Origin of the sequence: Halomonas sp. DP5N14-9 (assembly GCF_019802175.1) — a bacterium.
GTDB lineage: Bacteria > Pseudomonadota > Gammaproteobacteria > Pseudomonadales > Halomonadaceae > Halomonas > Halomonas litopenaei.
This window is the reverse complement of sequence record NZ_JAHVHR010000002.1, coordinates 434,360-453,786: the sequence shown is the minus strand read 5'-3', so window position 1 is coordinate 453,786 and position 19,427 is coordinate 434,360. Positions and strand designations below refer to the sequence as shown.

The following is a 19,427-nucleotide window of genomic DNA, read 5'->3' as shown; positions in this document are numbered from 1 at the left end:
CAAAGGCGCACAAGGATACCGTTTCCTGACCGCCACGTCAGGAAACGGCGTCGATCTTCTGTCACGACCACGCCATGGGCGTCAGCCCGTATCGGCCGTCCGCGAGGCGGGCAGCGCAGTCGGGTCGACGACCAGGGGACATCGGCGTGGCTACCACAGCAGCAGGATCAGGCCGTAGGCCATCAGCGTCACCACCACCGTACTGATCAGGTTGAGGGCAAAGCCGGCACGAATCATCGACTGGATCTTCATGTGACCGGTGCCGAAGACGATGGCGTTGGGTGGTGTGGCCACCGGCATCATGAAGGCGCAACTGGCGGCGATGGCGGCCGGCACGGTAATCAGCATCACTGGCAGATCCAGCGACAGCGCCAGGGCGCCGAGCAGCGGCAGAAAGGCCGCCGCGGTGGCGGTGTTGGAGGTCACCTCGGTGAGGAAGATGATGACCAGCACCACACCACCGATGATTGCCAGCACCGGCAGGGCACCGAGGATCGACAGCTGGTTGGCGATCCACTCGGCCAGCCCCGACTTGCTGATCGCGCCGGCCAGCGCCAGGCCGCCGCCGAACAGCAGAAGGATGCCCCAGGGCAGCTTCACCGCGTCTTCCCATACCATCAGCGCCTCGCCGGAACGACGGCCGGAAGGAATCAGGAACAGCGCCATGCCGGCGACGATGGCGATGGTGGTGTCGGACAACCAGGAGGCGCCCATGTCATTGAGCAGCGGGCGCAGGATCCACAGCGCCGCCGCGGCCAGAAACAGCAGGCCGACACGGCGTTCGGCGGCACTCATCGGGCCCATCTCGGCGAGCTGGTCCTTGATCAGGTTGTCGCTTTCACCCTTGCCGACCTTCAGCGAGAAGCCGCCGCGGGACAGCCACCACCAGGTCAGCGCCATCATCACCACACTGATCGGTACCCCGACCAGCATCCACTGGGCGAAGCCCAGATCGATGCCGCGGTCATCGGCCAGATAACCCGCCAGCAGAGCGTTGGGCGGCGTGCCGATCAATGTGGCCACGCCACCGATGCTGGCCGAATAAGCGATGCCCAGCAGCAGCGCGGTGGCAAAGCGGCGCAGCTCATCAGGGTCGGAATCCTCGAGCAGGCTCAGCACCGAGATGCCGATGGGCAGCATCATGATCGAGGTGGCGGTGTTGGACACCCACATGCTGAGAAAACCGGTGGCGATCATGAACCCGGCGATCTGGCGCTTGGGTTCGCTGCCGACGACCTTCAGCACGTGCAGGGCGATACGCTTGTGCAGGTTCCAGGTCTGCATCGCGATACCGAGCAGGAAGCCGCCGAGGAACAGATAGATGATCGGGTTGGCGTAGCTGGCCGCGACCTCCTTGATGCTGCCGATGCCCACCGCCGGGGCCAGCACCAGGGGGATCAGCGAGGTCACCGGGATCGGGATCGCCTCGGTGGACCACCAGCTTGCCATCAGCAGTGCCATGCCGACGCAGCCCCAGGCGGCCTGGGACATGTCGCCGGGCGGGGGCAGCACCAGGGTGGCGATCAACAACAGCGGACCCAGCACCAGCCCGATGCGGCTGGCGATGGACGGATGGGGAACGGCTTCATTGCGAGTGTCAGCCATGGGCGACTCCATTCTGGGCTGGACGCGGGTCTCGTTGACCAGGGGCTTGGTTGACCTGGGGCAGGCGGAGCGCAGTCTACCAAGGTCTAACCCGAGCGGGCGAGCGTCAAGACATGGAGGAATGACCCACCTGCCGCCAGGGTGCCGAAACCGACGGCCGGTGGGGCTTTGGCTGACAACGGCCGAGGCCGATCCCCGGTCGGTGCTCGGCCGGATGCGGTGGGTGCCGCGCCCGACAGGGGCGGGAGTCGCCTCGACAACGGCGCCATCGGCCCCGACAGGCGCCACCGAGCGGCTCAGGGGAATTGACCTCTCGCGCCACCCACGTATAATCCTCGCCCGTTGCCGGTGTGGCGGAATTGGTAGACGCAGCGGATTCAAAATCCGCCGCTGGAAACAGTGTGTCGGTTCGAGTCCGACCACCGGCACCATTCCCAATGCAGTTCGTGTATTCCCTCCTTACGCTCGTTTTCCCCTATCTGCAGTTCCCTAGGCGCTAGCGACTCGAGGCAGGCCAGAACAGTACCCTCGATGGGCAACCTGAGAGACCGTTCAAGCTCGGGTCAGCAGATCATGAGGGTCGGTGTTGTCACGACCCGACCATCGTCCACGCGAAAGGTAGCGAGCCTGGAAACAGGCCCAGTACCCATTCTGGCGCTTTTCTCGCTTGACCATGTTTTGTCAGCCCGTTCGACAAATCGACCGTCCCATTCGCTCAAGATGTTCAAGGCGGTCAAGCCTGATTCGAAGACATGCACCCCACGGCTCTCCGTCGACAGCGGTGACTGGGCGTGCCGGTGTTGTATGCCAGGTTGGTGGTCCTGTCTTCGTCTATTTTCCTGCTTTTTCTTCGGTTTTTGTAAGTAATAAACCTTCCTTGTATCTCCCAGGCTCGTAGGGTCCCGCCGAACAATACGGCTAGGCTGAAAGTTGATTCAGGCCTTATGACAACAAGATGACAGGGTGGGCCCATGCTCAATAAAACGTTGCTTGCGTTGTCGGTTGCCGGCGCCAGTCTTGGTGTTTGTGCCGATACCACCGTGATTCATGATGCCAACGGCTACGGTTTCGATGCCTATCGCCAGTTGGTGAGCTTTACCACCCTTGTCGTCGAGGATGGCAAGGTGGTGGCACGAGGCGATGAGCAACTGCTATCGCAGTATCCTGAACCACAGGCAACGATCGATGCAGGAGGCCGCACGCTGTTGCCTGGCCTGATCGACGCCCACGGGCATCTGATGGGGCTCGGCTATGGCCTGCTCGAGGTCGAGTTGCGTGGCCTGGCGTCGGCCGAGCTGAGCGCTCTGGAAGTCGCCGACTTCGCCGCGGCAAATCCCGATCTGGAATGGATACGCGGCAGGGGATGGAATCAGGTGCTGTGGGACGGCAAGGCATTTCCCACCGCGCAAGTGCTCGATGAAGTGATCGCCGATCGTCCTGTTGTGCTGAGTCGAGTGGATGGGCATGCGATCTGGGTCAACAGCAAGGCCATGGGAATGGCGGGCGTGGATGGCGAGACCCAGGCACCGGAAGGGGGAGAGATCCTTCGTGATGATGCTGGCACACCGACCGGCGTCTTTATCGATAACGCCGAGTTGCTTATCACCGACAAGATTCCCCCGCGCAGTGCACAGGAAATGGCCAAGGCCTTCGGTACCGCCGTGGCACATCTGCAGGAGCTTGGCATCACCGGAATGCACGATGCCGGCGCCAGCGCCGCTGAGCTTGAGATGTACCACTCCAGGGCCGATGCAGGTGAGTTGGGGGTGCGCATCTACCCGATGGTGTCGTCAAGCGACCCGAAGCTTGACGAGATACTCGCGCAAGGCATCCACGACGACCCCGAAGACTGGCTGGATATTCGCAGCGTCAAGATTTACGCAGATGGCGCCCTCGGCAGCAGAGGCGCGGCGCTGCTGGCGCCCTACAGTGATAGACCCGATTCCAGCGGACTGATGATCCAGAATCAGGACGCCCTGCAGGCGCTGGTCGATCAGGTCAGTAGCCAGGGATTCCAGGCCAATATGCACGCGATAGGCGACCGCGCCAATCGTGTCGCTCTGGACGTTTATGCGCGTAGCCTGGAGCAGGACCCCCAGCGGCGTGAGCTTCGCCATCGCATCGAGCATGCGCAGGTGGTGAGCGTCGACGATATACCGCGATTTACGGAACTTGGCGTCATTCCCTCGATGCAGCCCACCCATGCGACCAGTGACAAGAACATGGCCGGCGACCGGCTAGGCCAGGAGCGTCTTGCCGGTGCCTACGCCTGGCGCTTTTTCATGGACAGCGGTAGTCGTATCGCCGCGGGTTCCGACTTTCCGGTCGAGCCTGCCAACCCTTTTTACGGCTTGCACGCCGCCGTGACTCGGGAAGACCGCGACGACCAGCCCGAAGGAGGCTGGCTGCCCGGGCAGAAGCTCACCGTGGCCGAAGCCCTGCGCGGCTTTACCATCGATGCGGCCTACGCGGCGCACCAGGAGGGTAGCCTGGGTGGCTTGATGCCGGCGCAGTGGGCGGATTTTGTGCTGGTGGATACCGATATTCTGCGTGCCGATCCGGCTGAGCTCTGGCGAACACAGGTGAGTGAAACCTGGATTGCTGGAGAGCGAGTGTTTGTGCGGGACCAATAGGCCGAAAGGTGCCCTACAAGGCTTGGAGCAAGGCCGATATGCAGAGGTTGTGGCGAAGGGGGGAGGGCGCCTGTTTACTCGTTCACGATGGCTCGATTTCAGTCTGACTCAGGGCGGTGATGGCGGTCTCGGCCAGGCCCACCAGCGATGAAATGTCCAGCAGCGAGGAGTGATGATACTCGGCGAGGCCGGGCTGGGTCCGCCAGTAGCGGGAGTCCTGTCCATCGATCTCCCACCCTGGTGGAATGTCCTGGACATCCCGCGGTTCGATGCTGAACGCGGCCACCAGCCCTTCGCCCTGATGCCAGCTCAGCAAGGTGGTCAGTGGCTGGCCGTTGTCGCGATTGATGAAGCACCGAAACAACCCTTGGGTCCAGACGTTCTGGGGGCTCGGTTGCTGTTCCGGGGCGAGTTCTCCGATGGAGAGCTCGCGCCAGATGGTGCCCTTGATCAATGGCTTCCAGATGCGCTTCGACGCCTTCAGCAGGATTTCCAGATAATCGTTGCGGATCTGATGCGCCAGAATCAGCGTATTGCAGTGGTTGATGAGTTCGTCCCACTGCATGCCGACCGCCAGGTGCTCCAGCTCATGGGCGAGCAGGGCGTCCACGGCGTGTCGTGTGGAAGGGTGTTGCAGGTAGTCGTGAAGCGGGTCGGACAGTTTCAGGTCATGGCGAGAGGTTTTCATATCGGTCCCTGCTGGGAAGAGGGACGGAATGCCACCTCTTGCCCCCGAAAAGCGATGCGACGGCGTCCATGCCGTCGCTGACTTGTCACTCGACCATTCCTTGGTCGGCAAGATCAGAATAGCCCCCTTAGACGGCTGTGCCTTTGACCAGGATCAGGTGGCCATGAGCATGGTTGTGCGATAGCGCTACTTTGCTGTTTTTTGGGCACAATTGGCCCAGTGTGGCGGAAAAACCTGTGGCCAGCTCTTCGCTTCAGCGCACCCTGGCCGTGCGTGAAGCGCGGGGCGATGCTCGTGCGCCGGCTTTACAAGGGTTCGAGGCTCATCCATGTTGCCATTCTGAATCCACCGTCGGGCAGGAGGCTCATCATGAAGAAGCTGATCAACGATCCCAGAGGCAGCGTTCGCGAGATGCTGGAAGGCATGGTGGCCCTTCATCCTGGGCTTGCGCTGATGGATGAAGAAAACGTGGTCATCGACGCTAGCTTGTCTGAAGACCCTGAGCGTCGGTCGGTGGCGGTGATATCCGGCGGCGGCAGCGGACACGAGCCTGCCCACGCTGGCTACGTCGGGCGCGGCATGTTGACGGCCGCCGTGGCGGGAGACGTTTTTACCTCACCGAGCGTCGATGCGGTGCTGGCGGCGATCCTTGCCTGCGCCGGTCCACGTGGGGCCCTGCTGGTGGTAAAGAACTATACCGGGGATCGTCTCAACTTCCGCCTTGCCGCTGAACTGGCAAGGGTTCGGGGGATTCCAGTGGAGGTGGTGATGGTCGCCGATGACGTGGCGCTGCGCGATTCATTACCCCGGGAGCAGAGTCGTGGTGTGGCCGGGACGGTACTGGTGCACAAGATCGCCGGTGCCGCTGTGGCCCGTGGTCTACCCCTCGAGGAGGTCGCCGCGCTGGCTCGGGGAGCGGCCGAATCGGTGGCGACCATGGGCATTTCCTTGGGGGCCTGCACGGTGCCGGCGGTCGGCCGGCCGGGGTTCGAACTCGGTGATGACGAGATCGAATTCGGCTTGGGCATCCATGGCGAGAAAGGGGTTCGCAAGTCGGCCATGCTGCCGGCGGATACCATCGTCGATAGCATGCTGGAATCTCTGAGCCAGGCGTTGTCGGTGAAGGGGTGTCGCCTGGGTGTGCTGGTCAATGGTCTCGGCGGCACACCGCCGATGGAGCTTGCCATAGTGGCGCGACGGGCCTTGACCAGGCTGCGTGAGCTGGGGGCCGAGCCGGTGCTGGGGTGGTGCGGCAACTTCATGACGGCGTTGGAAATGCCGGGGTGCTCGCTGTCGTTGATGGTGCTCGACGAAGCCCGCGAGGACTTGCTCACGTCGCCGACCGAGGTACGCATCTGGCCAGGCAGTGCCGAAGTGGCAGCAGAGGTGAAGAGTGTGACTGCCAGCGTGCTTGATGAGCCGCTGCCGGGCGCCGACGAGGCTGGACCATCCTGCGAGCGACTTCAGCGAGCGGTGGCGGCGGTGGCGAGCGCCATGGTGGCCAGCGAGGAACGCTTGACCGAGCTCGACAGTGCCGCCGGCGACGGCGATCTGGGGGCCAGCATGGTGCGCGCGGCCCAGGCGCTGCGAAAGCTGCCGGACAGCGCTTTTGGCTCGCCTGCCGACTGCCTGGCCAGAGCCGGGGAGGCCCTGAGGCGAGCGATTGGAGGAAGCTCAGGTCCCTTCTACGCCTTTGCCCTGCTGCGTGCGTCGCAGGCATTGCCGAGTGAAGGGGAGGTCGCGGCGCAGGATTGGGCAAGAGCGCTCAAGGCCGCCGGCGACGCTATCGCCGAGATCGGAGGTGCTGCTCCTGGGGATCGCACCATGCTGGATGCTCTGGTGCCGGCCAGCCACGCCTTCGAGGACACGCTGGCAGAGGGACTGGACGGATTCCAGGCCTTTGCTCGGGCGGTCGAGGCGGCCTGGCGCGGCGTCGAGGCTTCGGCCCGCATGCATCCACGCTTTGGTCGTGCGGCCTACCTCGGCGATCGGGTGATGGGCGTGCCCGACGGTGGCGCCGAGGCGGTGGCAAAATGGCTCGAGGCCATCGACCGCTCCTGCGGCCAGCGTTAGAGCACGATCGTTTCGACTCAGGCTGAGAAAGGCAGAAGCGTTGGCCAAGCTTAGAGCGCCACCAGCACCACCCAGGCGGTGGATAGGGTGAAGAGATAGCCCAGCAGCGCCATCAGGCCGTCTCGTGCCAGCAGGGCCAGGCCGAACAGTGATCAGAGAGAGGGGGCCGCGCCGGCTTTGCTCTAAAGAGGGGGGCTTCGTGCTAGAGCGCCACCAGCACCACCCAGGCGGTGGATAGGGTGAAGAGATAGCCCAGCAGCGCCATCAGTCCGTCTCGTGCCAGCAGGGCCAGGCCGAACATGGTCTGTGCCGCGCCGGCGAGCGTGGCGCTGAATGGAATCAGCTCCATCGGTGGCGTGGCGAGCGCTATGGCCAGACAGGCCAGGCCGATGGGGTAACGGGCGATCTGACCGGTGAATACAGTCAGCCTCGGTTTCAACAACCGATCGATCCAGGCGGCCGGCTTGCGCAGCCAGCCGATGGTTCGCTCGACCTTGTCGGTCTCCACCTCACGCCGCGCCAGCCAGGCCGGAAGCCAGACGCTCTTTTTTCCGGCCAGCAATTGTGCTGCAGCAAGCACGACTAGCAGCGCCATCATGGTGGGCACACCGGGGATATCACCGATCAGCGGAGTGAGCGTGACCAGGCCTGCGACCAGCAGAATGGGGGCAAAGCTGCGCCTGCCGACGGCGTTGATGACCTCAGCCAGGCTCAGGCAGCGCTTGTCCTGGCTGGCGGCCTGTAGCTGGTCGAGCAGTTCGGTCAAGGATTCTGGAGAGGACTCTGAAGCGGTGGAACTCGTCGGCATGGGGCCTCGGGCGTGGGTAAAGCGACGTAGTATGGGGGCTGGAAAAGCAGCCTGTCCATGCCGTGAACCTGGCGCGCTCGTCGCCTTCGGAGGCAGGCGGCGGTGTAGAGGCAGACTTGCCAGGCCTGTCACATCGATCGTCAACTACGTCCGCGCTTGTCGATGCGACGGCGACAGAACGGTGTCCAGGCAAGGGGCGAGGCTGGTGCGAGTTTAATATAAGTAGTTTCTTATTTTTAGAAGTTGTCGTATGCTGAAACTGATACGAGTCCTTCCCTATATCGGGGAGGGCTTTTTTTGTTGCCAGGCCTGATTCTCGATCGTTGTCTTCGACGCAGGCCGACGTTTAGCAGTGAGGTGCCAAGGATGTCGTTGAGACTTGCCAACCGTCTTGATGCGGAGCGTTTACAGCGCCTGATCGATGAAGCCTGCGGAACCGAACGGGCTGCCGCCGACCTGCTGGAAGAGCGACTGGAGCGTGCCGAGATTCGCGACCCGGACGAGATGCCCGATGACGTGGTCAGCATGAACAGCAAGGTTGTGCTCAGGGACGTCGACACGGATCGACTTCTGACGCGCACGCTGGTCTATCCTCATGCGCTGGCGACGACCGAAGATGGTCTATCGGTGTTGGCGCCGCTGGGCGCCGAGCTGTTGACCCGTCGGGTCGGGGAAGAGTGGACGACCCAGGTGGCATTGGGCAAGCCAGGGCGCTGGCGGGTGGAAGAGATACTGTGGCAGCCGGAGCGAGAGCGTCAGTTTCATCGCTAGGTTTGTCTGAAAAGTGCCTGCGCTCGGTAATACGGCGTTAAAAATCGGCTGGTGCGCCAGCCCGGTCAAAATGCTCATTTACACCCCGTAAACTGCGCTTTCTCACCGATTTTTGCCTTGTCTAACCTTCGCTCGTCGACTTTTCGCTCATCGACTTCTCGCTCAAGGCCCAGTGAGCAGCGCAGCCGCAGCCTTTGGCATCGCCTGGATGAGCAAAGGAGGAGGGAGATGGGCCGATTCACTCACCGGTTCTCAGGGTGTGTCCTCGGGCTGGGGCTTTTCCTCGCGGGTACAGGCGTTGCCGTGGCCGATATTGTCGTGCGGTTCTCCGGGACTCAGGGCATTCCCTTCACCGCTCAGTGGGAGTGGACGGGCCAAGGGCAGGAGCACAGGAGCGGGACCTGGGCGGGACGGGCGCCTCGGGTAGAGCGCCTGCCTGACGGAAGGTTCAGCATGACCGTCATCCAGCAGGCGTCCGGGGGCCGGCTGGAGGTGCTGGTCACCGGGCGTGGCAATCGTTCTTCCTCGTCCAGCAGTGGTGCCGGGGCGACGATGTTGTTCTCGTTGCAGTGAGCCTGGCCGCAAGGCCATGTCGTGATCGGTTCAGCGAGGCTCGAGCTCCCGGGGCAGACGGCTGCGATGTGAATTCTTGGTCATGGGGGGCGGGATGCCCAGGTGCTTGCGCGCCCAGTGTGCGGCCTCGGCGCGGTGATGCACCTTGATCTTCTTGAAGATGTTGTACAGGTGAGACTTGACCGTATGCTCACTCAGGAACAGTTGGGTGGCGATATCCTGGTTGGACGCGCCGTTGCCGATGAAGCCGAGAATTTCCAGCTCCCGCTGGGTCAGGCCGGCGACGGGACGGTAGGTGTTGAACTGCTGTCGTCGGAAATATTCGAACATCTGCTGAAGCAGCGGACGCGACATCCACAGGGCGCCATCGAGGAGTTGGATGATTCCCTTGCAGATATTGTCCAGTTCGTCGCGGCGATAGAAGATGCCCTGAAGGTGCAATGACGCCAACAATTCAGCGGCTTGTTCCTGGTTGGCCAGGTTGAACGCCGCCAGCAGAATGTCGGGAAACTGTGCCTTGAGCTCGTGGCAGCGATGCATGTCGCTGTGCGATAGCTGATCGGCGTCCAGTAGCCACAGTTGCACACCAGGAGGTGAGTTCGACAGTTCCGCTTCCAGGCCGGACACCGCCTCCGGGGCAAGAGGACTGACCTGGCAGTCGAGTACCTGGCTCAGGTGATGGGTGAACAACTGCGACTGCACGTTGGGGTGCGTGATCAGCCGGACGATCGGACCTTCCTGAAGGGCAGACATCGTCCCCTCCCTGTTCCCATGCGATGATTGATCGTTATCGTTTTTTGGTGATGCCGATTTAGTATCGTTATCGATACTAATATGCTTGTAAATGACCATTAGGCGTGAACTTTGTCATTTCCGAAGAATGGTTTTTTTGATTCGGGCCGCAAAGGATGGCCGCTGAGCGCCGTGGGTCGTAGGTGTCAGCACGCTGAACTGTGCGCCATTCGTCGTCTAGTCCATCGGAATTCTCACGAGGGAGTGTGATGCCGCTGTCATTGTGGATGTCTCTGGCCGCCATCTGTGCCATGGGGGCGATGTCTCCTGGTCCAAGTCTGGCCTTGGTGCTTCGTCATACGCTGGGAGGGGGGCGCAGCTCCGGGGTGGTGGCGGCGATCGCCCATGCGCTGGGCGTCGGCCTCTACGCCTTGCTGACCGTGTGGGGGCTGGGGGAGGTGATCGAACGCCATCCCTCCGCCTTTCGCGTGATCACGATCGGTGGGGCACTGTATCTGGCCTGGCTTGGCATAAAGGCGCTGAGGGCCGGGCGTGGCGGAGCGCTGGGCGCCCGACCCACCGCCGCCAGTCACCGCGTCGCTGCGAGAGAAGGGCTGTTGGTTGCCCTGGGTAATCCCAAGCTGATCCTGTTCTTCGTCGCGCTGCTCAGTCAGTTTGTCAGCCCCGAAATGTCCTCGATCGAGCGTGCCATCATTGTGCTGACGGCGATGCTGATCGACGGTGGCTGGTACGTCATCGTGGCGTTGGGGCTGTCGCACTCCCGCGTGCTGCCCTGGCTCCAGGCTCGCGCCCACTGGATCAATCGCATCAGCGGGGTGCTGCTGCTGGGGCTGGCGCTGAGGGTGCTGGTGGGATAAGGCCGCCGCCGGCTGCGAGCATTTCGTGGCCGAGGCTGCTGGCGATGTCGGTTCATGCTGGCGCCGAGCGATGGAGGATGGCGTCCAGCGGACTTGCCGTCGGCAACACGCCATAGGCCGGGCTCGGGTGCCGGCCCAGGCGGGTACGGCAGAAGGTATCCGCCACCTCGTGGGGCGCGTGCTGGACCAGCAGCGCTGCCTGGGTGCACTGGGCCAGCCACTGGGTCAGCCAGCGGGCCCTGGGCACCAGGTCTTCGCTGGTCAGTGGCTGAGGCAGCTGGGCCAAGGCGCGATCCAGATCCGGATGTCCACCTCGGGCATGTTCGAACAGCTGATACAGAGCCGCCATGGCCTCGGGGTGTCGCGCCATGACCCGCAGCACGTCGAGGCAGATCACGTTGCCGGACCCTTCCCAGATGGAATTGACCGGCGCTTCGCGGTAGAGCCGCGCCAGCGGTGCTTCCTCGACGTAGCCGATGCCTCCGAGGCACTCCATGGCCTCGGCCATGAAGCCGGGGGCGCGCTTGTTGTGCCAGTACTTGGCCAGGCTCGGCAGCAGCCGGGCCAGGGCGCGCTCCTGCTCCTCCCCGCGGCTGGCGCCGTCGAAGGCCTGAGCGGTGCGCAGCATCAGCGCTACGCCGGCCTCCACCTCCAGCGCCAGATCCGCCAGTACCGCCCGCATCACCGGCTGCTCGGCCAAGGGCGCCCCGAAGGCATGACGCTGACAGGTATGCTGCCAGGCCTCGCGCCAGGCCTGACGCATCATGCCCACCGGTGCGCTGGCGGCGTCGAGGCGGGTCTGCTGAACCATTTCCAGGATGGTGGCGATGCCGCGTCCAGGGTCGCCGAGCGGGTGGGCCCAGGCCCCCCGATATTCGATCTCGGCGGAGCCATTGGCGCGATTGCCGCACTTGTCCTTCAGTCGCTGAATCTCGATGGCATTGCGCTCGCCATCAGGGGCGAAGCGAGGCACCAGGAAGCAGCTGAGGCCTTCGTCTCGCTGAGCCAGGGTTAGGAAGGCGTCGGACATGGGGGCGCTCATGAACCACTTGTGTCCGTACAGGCGCCAGCCGTCCTCGCCATGTTCGGCTCGGGTGGTGTTGGTGCGCACATCGCTGCCACCCTGCTTCTCGGTCATCGCCATGCCGAAGGTCAGGGCGTGCTTGTCGCTCGCCGGTAGGGCCCTGGAATCGTAGTCCTCGACGAGCAGCCCAGAGGCCCACCAATCCGGCAGCGAGCGTTCTCGACGCAGCACCGGGTAGGCGGCGTGGGTCATGGTCACCGGGCAGCAGATGCCAGTTTCGGCCTGGGTCAGCAGATAGAGTCCCGCCACGTGCGCCTGATGACCGCCGCGCCCCTCCTCCGTCCAGGCCATGGTATGGACGCCACGGGTGGTAGCCAGGCGCATCAGCGCGTGGTAGGCCGGGTGGTAATCGACGACGTCGAGTCGGCGACCGTGACGATCGAAAAGTCGCAATGAGGGTGGGTGGCGGTTGGCCTCGTCAGCCAGTTGCTGGGTCTCCGCACGACCGACATCCTGGCCCAGCAGGGACAGTCGGCAACTCACCCAGGCCGGCGCCAGATGGGCCAGCCAGAACTGAAGCACGGCGTCGTCGGCGAAGGCGTCGAAGGGAAGAGAGTACGGCTGATTGTCGACCCGGTGGCTCGCCAGGCACTCTCGCGGAGCTTGGTCATGCATGGCCCTGTCCTGATGACGAAAGACCTGATATTCAGCATGGTGTGCTGTGCCCCTCGGGTCAAACGAGAGGGATGACGCAACGGGACGGGATGGGTAGTCTTGGGGCTTTCTCGGTGGAGCCCTTCGATGTGCCCTGTTTCCTCTTTCGACTCGGCTCCCACGGCCTCTGGCGTGACGAATGCTGGCGAGGCATCCCCTGACAGCCAGCGTGAGGCGCCCGCAGCGGTGATCGCCCGGGAGCGTGTGCAGGTGGTGGATGCCCGCAATCGTCCCTGTGGCAGCGCCTGGCGCGCAGAAATGCGCCGCTATCGGTTCTGGCACCGCGCCACCTACATCGTGGTACGCAATCGCCGTGGTGAACTATGTGTGCAGCATCGAACGCTGACCAAGGAAGCCTTTCCAGGCGGACTGGACCTGGCGGCGGGAGGCGTAGTCGGCGCCGGGGAGGCGGTCCACGTCTCGGCACGTCGTGAGCTGGCCGAAGAGCTCGGTATCCGCGCAGTAGCGCTGCGCCATTGCCTGGAGTTTCGCTACGATGAAGACGGGTATCGCATCTTCGGCAGCGTCTACTGCGTAGAGTGGGACGGCCCCTTGTCGCTGCAGGCCGAGGAGGTCGCCAGCGTGGCCTGGATGTCACCGCGTCGAGCCCTCGAGCTCGCCGGCGTGACGCCGGATACGCGGCTGGCCCTCGAGTTGCTGCTCGAGCGCGAGGGGGACAATTGAATGCCGCTTTGCCGCCAGGGCGTTGCGACTGGCGCAATGACGTCTGGCATGTCATCGTGAAGACAGTAAGCGCGAGTTCATCCCATGACCCTGCATGATGTCGAGTGCCGCACCCATAGCGGCGAGCCCTTCAACCTCCGCGCCCTGCGTGGCCAGGTGCTGCTCGTGGTAAACGTGGCGAGCAAGTGCGGCTTCACCCCTCAGCTAGCGGAGCTGGAGGCGCTCTATCGTGAACACCGCGAGCGCGGCTTCACCGTGCTCGGGTTCCCCTGCAACCAGTTCGCACGGCAGTCGCCGGAGTCCGCCGAGCAGTTCTGCGCTTTCGGTGAGCGTGAGTTCGGTGTCACCTTTCCCTTGATGGAAAAGGTCGAGGTCAATGGCGCCAAGGCCCATCCGCTGTTCAAACGCCTGAAGGCCGAAGCCCCAGGATGGATGGGGACGCGCGCCATCAAGTGGAACTTCACCAAGTTTCTGGTCGCTCGAGACGGCCGTGTGCTCAAGCGCTATGGGCCTCGCGATGGGGGCGACGCCATGATGCTGGACCTCGAGCGGGCACTGGACGAATCCTGACCTCTTTGCCGGTCAGCGTATGTCTCCACCGCGGGCCACCACCAGCCGTTCCACCAGTTCGTTGTAGCGATGGCGCACCATCATGGTGGTCAGGCCCGAAAACAGCGCCCAAAACTTGCGTCGCCAGCCCTTGAGGCGAAGGTTGTGGGCGACCAGACGGCGCATCAATTGGTGGTCATCGAACTTGCGCCACTCACCGGCGACCGACATCTGCTGACGCGACAATACCGGCGCCAGCTCGATCCGAAAGACCCATTCCAGGTCCTTGAGGGCGATGCCGTCGCGCTCGATCACCTCGACCATCCGCGCATAGTCGGACTCTCTGGGCTCGCGTTCGAGCCACATGGGCGCCAGGGCAAGCCACAGCTCGCCGCGTTCATCGACCAGGGTCTGTGCATCCATCGGGCGGTCTCCTCAAGCGGTGGGCAGCATCCTGCCCGACCCCGTGCCGGTGGGCAAGAGAGCGACGCGATCGCCAGCACAGCCGGACAGGGCCCTGGTGTGTTCAGGCGTAATGCGCGGCAAGGAAAAGCGCGGGAAGTCAGGGGCATGTGCACAAAGGCGGACAGGGCGGCGCTGTGCCGCTAGAATATCGCGACCACGCTCTACACATTGGATGGCTCTCCCTCGGGAGCCGCGAGTAACGAAGAGGTCTGTCGTGATCATCAAGCCCAAGGTACGCGGATTCATCTGCACCACCACCCATCCCGTCGGTTGCGAGAAGAACGTCCTCGAGCAGATCGAGGCGACCCGTGCGCGCGGCCTCGATGCATCCAAAGGGCCCAAGAAGGTGCTGGTCATCGGCGCCTCCAGTGGCTACGGTCTGGCCGCGCGCGTCACCGCGGCCTTCGGCTACGGCGCCGATACCCTGGGGGTGTTCTTCGAGAAGCCGGGCAGCGAGAAGAAGCCGGGCACGGCGGGCTGGTACAACTCTGCCGCCTTCGACAAGTTCGCCAAGCAAGAAGGGCTCTACAGCAAGTCCATTAATGGCGATGCCTTCTCCCACGAGGCGCGTGACAAGGCGATCGAGCTGATCAAGGCCGACATGGGCCAGATCGATCTGGTGGTCTACTCGCTGGCTTCCCCGGTGCGCAAGCTGCCCGATTCCGGCGAGCTCAAGCGTTCTTGCCTGAAGCCCATCGGCGAGACCTATCGTGCTACCGCCATCGATACCAACAAGGACACCATCATCGAAGCCCAGGTGGAGCCGGCGACCGAGCAGGAGATCGCCGACACCATCGACGTCATGGGTGGCCAGGATTGGGAACTGTGGATGGAGGCGCTGTCCGAGGCCGGCGTGCTGGCACCCGGCGCTCGCAGTGTGGCGTTCAGCTACATCGGTACCGAGATCACCTGGCCGATCTACTGGCACGGCGCCCTTGGCAAGGCCAAGGAAGACCTGGACCGGGCAGCCTCCGCCATCGATGACTCGCTCAAGCAGAGCGGTGGCGGCGCCAACGTGGCGGTGCTGAAGTCCGTGGTGACCCAGGCCAGTGCGGCGATTCCGGTCATGCCGCTGTACATCGCCATGGTGTACCGCGTGATGAAGGAGCAGGGTCTGCACGAAGGCACCATCGATCAGCTCAATCGTCTGTTCGGCGAGCGCCTCTACGGCGGCGAGGCGACCACCGATGACGTCGGGCGCCTGCGCCTGGATGACTGGGAGTTGCGTGACGATGTCCAGCAGGCGTGCAAGGACCTGTGGCCCCAGGTGACCAGCGACAACCTGTTCGACATCACCGACTACGCCGGCTACAAGCACGAATTCCTGAAGCTGTTTGGCTTTGAGCGCGATGACGTCGACTACGACGCCGACGTTGATCCTGTCGCCGAGTTCGACGTGGTGCAGCTGTAAACCAGAGGACTGCCGTTCGGCGATGAAGGAGGCCGCGACCGAGAGGTCGCGGCCTCCTTCGATGTGAAGCCAGCTGCCGTGGGTGTCGACCTGGTGTAGCCCATGCGCAACGGACATGGGCGCTGAATCTCGCAGATCAGTGGCGTAATATATGCCTCGCGCACACTCCTCGAGACCCCCCATGCCACACACCGTCAGCACAACACGTTTGCCGGATTTGCTTCGACAGGTCGGGGTCGTGGTCATGCCGGGGTTTTCGCTGCTGGCGCACGCCTGTGCCACCGAACCGCTGCACGTGGCCAACTTGCTGCACGGGCGAACCCTGTATCGATTGACCAGCTACGCCAGCGGCGGCGACGCGGTTACCAGCGCCTCCCAGCAGACGGTGTTGCCACGCGCCGCGCTGGGGGAGGCGGAGTCGCAACCCGACATGGTGCTGGTGTGTGGTCCGGCCAAGCTGCCGGGGGGCATTCCTGATGACCTGGCCGCCTGGCTCAGGCGACTGGCGGCGTCCGGGGTGGTGCTTGGCGGTATCGGCGGTGGCACCGAAGCCCTGGCCCGGCTGGGCCTGCTGGATGGCTACCAGGCAACGCTACCCTGGCAGCGTTTCGAGGCCTTCGCGGCGGCCCATCCCAGGGTGCGCCTGTCACAGCAGCTGTTCGAGATCGACCGCGACCGGATCACCTGCGGCGGGGGGACCGCCGCCATGGACATGATGATCACCCTGGTGGAAAGCCACCACGGCCCAGGCCTTGCTACTCGTATCTCCGAGTACTTCGTGATGGAGCGCATCCGCATGGGGGACGAGCCCCAGCAGATCCCCCTGCGTTCACGCCTGGCCCATGCGCCGGACAGCCTTGTCGAGGCGGTCCAGCTGATGGAAGCCAACATCGAGGAGCCGCTGTCTACCCATGAACTTGCCGAGCATCTGGGGATCTCTCGCCGTCAGTTGGAGCGGCTGTTCAAGAAGTACCTGAAGTCGGTGCCGAGCCGCTACTATCTGGACCTGCGCCTACAGAAGGCCCGTCGAATGTTGCGCGATACCGACCAGCCCGCGGGCGAGATCGCCCTGCAGACCGGCTTTTCTTCTGCCGCCCACTTTTCCACGGCCTATCGCAACCACTTCGGCATGACCCCGAGAGAAGAGCGACTGGGCTGACGCTCGACGCCTTCTGTATCCGGTACGTCTTCAGGCCTTGATGAGCGACGCTTGTCGGAATGGTCTGGTCCTGAGGGTAACGGCTGCTGTCTTCACCGTGCTTCTCCCCTCCGTCGCGTTTCAGCTTCTCGCTCCGACCCTCTCGCTTCGCCCCTGCTCACTCCCGCATTTCTAGCCCCGTCTGTACTCGTTCCGTCTGCACGCGCTCCACTCGCCTCGTCTGCACTCGTCCCGTCTGCACTCGCTCCACTCGCCTCTGCGCACTCCCGCATCTCCAGCACGACTCCTCTCGCTGATCTCTCCCCGACTTCTGTCGTCCTATCGTTTCGCCTCTTGTTATCTCTACCGTTCACTGCCCGATGTGCCTACCCGCTAGCAATTGGCGTATTTCCTTCTTTTGCGTCGCCGAGTGCATAGACCGGCACAGCATTGGCACGTAAGGAATCTCCAATAAATGCTACATAGATACCGTAACTCCTGGAGCCGTTACGGCTTGTCCGCTGGCTGAGGTCAGGCAACGGCCAAGCAAATGGCTCTGCTTTCGTCCCGGGAATGTCGATGGGCGTGTCGATGGCGGCCCGGGACGAAAAAAAATGAAGAAGGCGTGTAAGAAAGTCGCAGGTAACACCTACCAACCACCATGAACAACAGACGAGTTGCTCGGAAGCCTGCCGCTAGTGAGGTCGGAATTCTGTGCATATTCGAATGAAACGTGAATGAAACGGTAGCAGCAAAGTGGAGGTGTCAGGATGCCATCCACGCAAACTAAAAAAGTGAAGACGGAGAGTTAGACATGAACCACACCACCATTTCTCGACTGGGTTTCTATGTGGCCCTGTACGGCGTCGTCGCCATTCTTTTCTGGATCGGCTTTTTCAAGTATCACCCCGATGAAGCTGCAGCGATCCAGGGCATTGTGGCCAGTTCGCCACTGATGGCCTGGCTCTATGATGTCGCCAGTGTCAATCAGGTATCGGCCGCGATCGGAACCGCCGAGATTATCGTCGGCCTGCTGGTAGCCGCCTATCCCATCTCGAAAAAAGCCGGCCTGGTGGGTGGTGCCTTGGCAAGCGTGATCTTTCTGACAACGACCAGCTTCCTGTTGACCACGCCGGGTGTACTGCACGTCAGCAGCCTGTCCGGTGACACCCTGGCGTTCCCGTCCCTGTTCGGAGGCTTCCTGGCCAAGGATCTGGTACTGCTTGGCGCATCGCTGGTGATCACCGGCTCAGCCTGGCAGGCAGTGAGTGCAGAGCGCAGTGCACAGCATGCCAAGGACGACGCTCTGGTTGCTGATGCTGCATAGAAATGAAAGGGCTTTTCGGTCTCGGGAGTGTGGCTTTCCCGGGCTGGAAAGCCCGCTCCGCGCCTGGTCCCTTTGTGAAGGGGCGCTGGTGGAGGACATGGCTACCAAGGTGTGTGGGCGCAAGAGTCCGTGTCGGCGCTCTTTTCTAATCAAGAAGTTTGGGTGAATTAAATCAGCAGCTTAAACGAATATTGTGCCTGAATGATTTGATGGACATATTTGCAATTGCCAATATGAGGGATGCCGATTAGATTTGATGTTGCCGGGTAACAAAACGTTACGACGAGAGTCGGAAAGACGGAAAGTGGTTAGACCGAAGATAGAAGTAGAGGGCAGAGTGTCGGCGCGTCCAGGAAGATGATCCCAAGGGATGCTCGATAACGCACAAAATATCAGAACGATTCAACGTCGAAACACTATCGACGACTCCAAGGAGAGTGACATGAAAACCAAAATGATCTTTGCCGCAGTGATGGCCTCCATGTTTGCCGCTGGCAGTGTCTATGCCATGGACTCCGACACCCTGCAAAAGCGCATGCAGGAAATCGAAGAGCGCAGCACCGAAGCCTCTGAAGAGCAGAAGGTCGAGGCCCTGGAGCAGGAAGTGGCTGAGCTCAAGGACCTGCTGCAAATGACCGTAGAGAGCCTGGAAGAGTCCCAGTAACACAAGCTGGAGAAAGACACGCTGGAACGCTGACGTAAAGGGCGCTCGCTCTGCAACCCGAGAGGATCGCCCTGGCAGCGCATGAACTAGCCAAAAGGACATGCAAGCGTGAAGGGAAATGTCGGTAAGGTGATAGAAAAGGCGTGCTCATCTTGATGACTCCCTTATCTACAGCGGCAGGGACGCCGTCTTGCCTTGCGGGTTTGAAGCGCTCTTTGGGTTGGTTGTGACAAGACGTTGGGCATCAATACGCTGGCGGTTTCCGCTGGGTAGATGCCGCCAGCCAAAAGCGCTAGTGGTCAAACCAATGTTCGGACTGTGCAAGTCTGGTCATGCAGAGCAAGCGTCGGTTGCGTGCTGAAATGGTGCCCTTTAGATTGATCTTGTCGATTTGTGAACAGTGTTTTTCGAACGGATATCGATGCCTGTTCGCCGACACGTGGACGTTCATGGACCGAGCGCCTCAAGGACTTGAGTCGAAGGATTGGCTCACTGGCCGCAGGGACGCGGTCTTGCAGAGCGATTGAAGCGTGACATTGGATGTCCGGCGGAAGAGCTCGGGAGTGGTCGTCGAAGCGCCTACCTGTCGGTGGCCGTGACGCACCTTGGCTTTCACTAACGTTGGTTGATTACCGCTTCCTGCCACCACCCGGCAGCGCCATCCAGGGGCGGCGGTCAGGACAAGTGGTC

General features: G+C 62.5%; 17 protein-coding genes and 1 tRNA gene. 12 read left to right on the top strand and 6 right to left on the bottom strand.

Features of this window, described 5'->3' with window-relative positions; translation table 11 throughout:
* Nucleotides 1-150 precede the first annotated feature (150 nt).
* On the bottom strand, nucleotides 151-1,605 hold the full coding sequence (locus KUW00_RS03615) for an SLC13 family permease (RefSeq protein WP_185696469.1): 1,455 nt from the start codon (nucleotides 1,603-1,605) through the stop codon (nucleotides 151-153).
* 344 nt (nucleotides 1,606-1,949) lie between these two features.
* Between KUW00_RS03615 and KUW00_RS03610 the strand changes: the two genes are divergently transcribed.
* Nucleotides 1,950-2,036: transfer RNA gene (locus tag KUW00_RS03610), tRNA-Leu, on the top strand.
* Nucleotides 2,037-2,576: 540 nt separating this feature from the next.
* A complete protein-coding gene (locus KUW00_RS03605) occupies nucleotides 2,577-4,238 on the top strand; it encodes an amidohydrolase (RefSeq protein WP_222568243.1) in 1,662 nt (553 codons plus the stop codon).
* A gap of 82 nt (nucleotides 4,239-4,320) precedes the next feature.
* Here KUW00_RS03605 and KUW00_RS03600 read toward each other — a convergent pair whose 3' ends face one another.
* The gene (locus KUW00_RS03600) at nucleotides 4,321-4,926 is read right to left on the bottom strand and encodes a hypothetical protein (protein WP_045992774.1); all 606 of its coding nucleotides are present in this window, start codon (nucleotides 4,924-4,926) and stop codon (nucleotides 4,321-4,323) included.
* Between the two features lie 369 nt (nucleotides 4,927-5,295).
* On the opposite strand from KUW00_RS03600, the gene KUW00_RS03595 reads away from it, so the two are divergent.
* Nucleotides 5,296-6,999 (top strand): dihydroxyacetone kinase family protein, encoded by a 1,704-nt coding sequence (locus KUW00_RS03595; protein WP_222568242.1) that lies wholly within the window; start codon nucleotides 5,296-5,298, stop codon nucleotides 6,997-6,999.
* Between the two features lie 202 nt (nucleotides 7,000-7,201).
* On the opposite strand, the gene KUW00_RS03590 is transcribed toward KUW00_RS03595, so the two are convergent.
* Nucleotides 7,202-7,807, bottom strand: a complete 606-nt coding sequence (locus KUW00_RS03590) for an exopolysaccharide biosynthesis protein (RefSeq protein WP_108448535.1) — start codon at nucleotides 7,805-7,807, stop codon at nucleotides 7,202-7,204.
* 366 nt (nucleotides 7,808-8,173) lie between these two features.
* Between KUW00_RS03590 and KUW00_RS03585 the strand changes: the two genes are divergently transcribed.
* Both KUW00_RS03585 and KUW00_RS03580 read left to right on the top strand, forming a co-directional pair.
* Entirely contained in the window at nucleotides 8,174-8,578 is a 405-nt protein-coding gene (locus KUW00_RS03585) for a GreA/GreB family elongation factor (RefSeq protein WP_222568241.1), read from the top strand.
* A 303-nt stretch (nucleotides 8,579-8,881) separates the two neighbouring features.
* Nucleotides 8,882-9,151 (top strand): hypothetical protein, encoded by a 270-nt coding sequence (locus tag KUW00_RS03580; RefSeq protein WP_222568240.1) that lies wholly within the window; start codon nucleotides 8,882-8,884, stop codon nucleotides 9,149-9,151.
* A gap of 30 nt (nucleotides 9,152-9,181) precedes the next feature.
* Here KUW00_RS03580 and KUW00_RS03575 read toward each other — a convergent pair whose 3' ends face one another.
* The gene (locus KUW00_RS03575) at nucleotides 9,182-9,904 is read right to left on the bottom strand and encodes a response regulator transcription factor (protein ID WP_108131263.1); all 723 of its coding nucleotides are present in this window, start codon (nucleotides 9,902-9,904) and stop codon (nucleotides 9,182-9,184) included.
* A 248-nt stretch (nucleotides 9,905-10,152) separates the two neighbouring features.
* Between KUW00_RS03575 and KUW00_RS03570 the strand changes: the two genes are divergently transcribed.
* A complete protein-coding gene (locus tag KUW00_RS03570) occupies nucleotides 10,153-10,761 on the top strand; it encodes a LysE family translocator (protein WP_213228189.1) in 609 nt (202 codons plus the stop codon).
* A 52-nt stretch (nucleotides 10,762-10,813) separates the two neighbouring features.
* Here the strand turns inward: KUW00_RS03570 and KUW00_RS03565 are convergent, their stop codons facing one another.
* Nucleotides 10,814-12,460: an acyl-CoA dehydrogenase family protein gene (locus KUW00_RS03565; RefSeq protein ID WP_222568239.1), complete on the bottom strand. Its 1,647-nt coding sequence runs from the start codon at nucleotides 12,458-12,460 to the stop codon at nucleotides 10,814-10,816.
* A 171-nt stretch (nucleotides 12,461-12,631) separates the two neighbouring features.
* On the opposite strand from KUW00_RS03565, the gene KUW00_RS03560 reads away from it, so the two are divergent.
* Together KUW00_RS03560 and KUW00_RS03555 are read left to right on the top strand one after the other, a co-directional pair.
* Entirely contained in the window at nucleotides 12,632-13,183 is a 552-nt protein-coding gene (locus KUW00_RS03560; protein ID WP_315900715.1) for an NUDIX hydrolase, read from the top strand.
* Between the two features lie 84 nt (nucleotides 13,184-13,267).
* Nucleotides 13,268-13,753: a glutathione peroxidase gene (locus KUW00_RS03555; protein ID WP_045990894.1), complete on the top strand. Its 486-nt coding sequence runs from the start codon at nucleotides 13,268-13,270 to the stop codon at nucleotides 13,751-13,753.
* Between the two features lie 12 nt (nucleotides 13,754-13,765).
* Here KUW00_RS03555 and KUW00_RS03550 read toward each other — a convergent pair whose 3' ends face one another.
* Nucleotides 13,766-14,155: a hypothetical protein gene (locus KUW00_RS03550; protein ID WP_108131267.1), complete on the bottom strand. Its 390-nt coding sequence runs from the start codon at nucleotides 14,153-14,155 to the stop codon at nucleotides 13,766-13,768.
* Between the two features lie 256 nt (nucleotides 14,156-14,411).
* Between KUW00_RS03550 and fabV the strand changes: the two genes are divergently transcribed.
* The 4 genes from fabV to KUW00_RS03530 all read left to right on the top strand — a co-directional run bounded on the left by fabV (nucleotide 14,412) and on the right by KUW00_RS03530 (nucleotide 18,737).
* On the top strand, nucleotides 14,412-15,608 hold the full coding sequence (gene fabV, locus KUW00_RS03545; RefSeq protein WP_045990896.1) for an enoyl-ACP reductase FabV: 1,197 nt from the start codon (nucleotides 14,412-14,414) through the stop codon (nucleotides 15,606-15,608).
* 181 nt (nucleotides 15,609-15,789) lie between these two features.
* The gene (locus KUW00_RS03540; RefSeq protein ID WP_213228183.1) at nucleotides 15,790-16,767 is read left to right on the top strand and encodes a GlxA family transcriptional regulator; all 978 of its coding nucleotides are present in this window, start codon (nucleotides 15,790-15,792) and stop codon (nucleotides 16,765-16,767) included.
* Between the two features lie 793 nt (nucleotides 16,768-17,560).
* The gene (locus KUW00_RS03535; RefSeq protein ID WP_108448003.1) at nucleotides 17,561-18,073 is read left to right on the top strand and encodes a DUF417 family protein; all 513 of its coding nucleotides are present in this window, start codon (nucleotides 17,561-17,563) and stop codon (nucleotides 18,071-18,073) included.
* A 442-nt stretch (nucleotides 18,074-18,515) separates the two neighbouring features.
* A complete protein-coding gene (locus KUW00_RS03530) occupies nucleotides 18,516-18,737 on the top strand; it encodes a hypothetical protein (RefSeq protein ID WP_045990898.1) in 222 nt (73 codons plus the stop codon).
* Nucleotides 18,738-19,427 lie beyond the last annotated feature (690 nt).

What these genes read in the sequence shown, in the direction of transcription:
- KUW00_RS03600 (WP_045992774.1), bottom strand. Translation starts at nt 4,926, where the DNA reads ATGAAAACCTCTCGCCATGACCTGAAACTGTCCGACCCGCTTCACGAC.
- KUW00_RS03595 (WP_222568242.1), top strand. Translation starts at nt 5,296, where the DNA reads ATGAAGAAGCTGATCAACGATCCCAGAGGCAGCGTTCGCGAGATGCTG.
- KUW00_RS03530 (WP_045990898.1), top strand. Translation starts at nt 18,516, where the DNA reads ATGAAAACCAAAATGATCTTTGCCGCAGTGATGGCCTCCATGTTTGCC.
- KUW00_RS03605 (WP_222568243.1), top strand. Translation starts at nt 2,577, where the DNA reads ATGCTCAATAAAACGTTGCTTGCGTTGTCGGTTGCCGGCGCCAGTCTT.
- KUW00_RS03590 (WP_108448535.1), bottom strand. Translation starts at nt 7,807, where the DNA reads ATGCCGACGAGTTCCACCGCTTCAGAGTCCTCTCCAGAATCCTTGACC.
- KUW00_RS03575 (WP_108131263.1), bottom strand. Translation starts at nt 9,904, where the DNA reads ATGTCTGCCCTTCAGGAAGGTCCGATCGTCCGGCTGATCACGCACCCC.
- KUW00_RS03555 (WP_045990894.1), top strand. Translation starts at nt 13,268, where the DNA reads ATGACCCTGCATGATGTCGAGTGCCGCACCCATAGCGGCGAGCCCTTC.
- KUW00_RS03565 (WP_222568239.1), bottom strand. Translation starts at nt 12,460, where the DNA reads ATGCATGACCAAGCTCCGCGAGAGTGCCTGGCGAGCCACCGGGTCGAC.
- KUW00_RS03585 (WP_222568241.1), top strand. Translation starts at nt 8,174, where the DNA reads ATGTCGTTGAGACTTGCCAACCGTCTTGATGCGGAGCGTTTACAGCGC.
- KUW00_RS03570 (WP_213228189.1), top strand. Translation starts at nt 10,153, where the DNA reads ATGCCGCTGTCATTGTGGATGTCTCTGGCCGCCATCTGTGCCATGGGG.
- KUW00_RS03550 (WP_108131267.1), bottom strand. Translation starts at nt 14,155, where the DNA reads ATGGATGCACAGACCCTGGTCGATGAACGCGGCGAGCTGTGGCTTGCC.
- KUW00_RS03540 (WP_213228183.1), top strand. Translation starts at nt 15,790, where the DNA reads ATGCCACACACCGTCAGCACAACACGTTTGCCGGATTTGCTTCGACAG.
- KUW00_RS03535 (WP_108448003.1), top strand. Translation starts at nt 17,561, where the DNA reads ATGAACCACACCACCATTTCTCGACTGGGTTTCTATGTGGCCCTGTAC.
- KUW00_RS03615 (WP_185696469.1), bottom strand. Translation starts at nt 1,605, where the DNA reads ATGGCTGACACTCGCAATGAAGCCGTTCCCCATCCGTCCATCGCCAGC.